1 protein-coding gene is annotated in these 564 nt (G+C 64.2%); it reads left to right on the plus strand.

From position 1 onward, the window contains the following. On the plus strand, nucleotides 1-564 hold a 564-nt coding region (locus QEZ54_RS36265), incomplete at both ends, for an extracellular solute-binding protein (RefSeq protein WP_281309318.1).

The following is a 564-nucleotide window of genomic DNA, read 5'->3' on the forward strand; positions in this document are numbered from 1 at the left end:
GTGGAGACGAACCCGGGTGTGAAGAAGGCCTGGGACCTGACGATCGACGCGATCAACAAGGGCCTGTCGGCGAAGATCGCGGCGTGGTCGGCGGACTGGAACGCGGGTATGGCGAACGGTTCGTTCGTGACCCTGGCGTGCCCGTCGTGGATGATGGCCTACATCCAGTCGCAGGCCAAGGACTCCTCGGGCAAGTGGGACATCGCCGGGATTCCGGGTGGTGGCGGTAACTGGGGTGGTTCGTTCCTGACCCTGCCCAAGCAGGGCAAGAACGTGGCTGAGGCGGCGAAGCTGGCGAAGTGGCTGGTGGCGCCGGAGCAGCAGGCGAAGGTGTTCCGGGCGCTGGGTAACTTCCCGTCGACGGTGTCGCTGTACGAGCAGCCGGTGATCAAGGACTTCAAGAACCCGTTCTTCAACAACGCGCCGGTGGGGCAGATCTTCTCGCAGTCGGTGAACACGATGGTGCCGCAGTACATGGGGCCGAAGTCGGGTGACATCAACACGGCGATCCAGAACGGTCTGACCCGTGTCGAGCAGGGCAAGCAGAAGCCGGACGAGGCCTGG

The sequence above is a fragment of the Catellatospora sp. KI3 genome, from assembly GCF_029948125.1.
In the GTDB taxonomy this organism is placed as follows: Bacteria; Actinomycetota; Actinomycetes; order Mycobacteriales; family Micromonosporaceae; genus Catellatospora.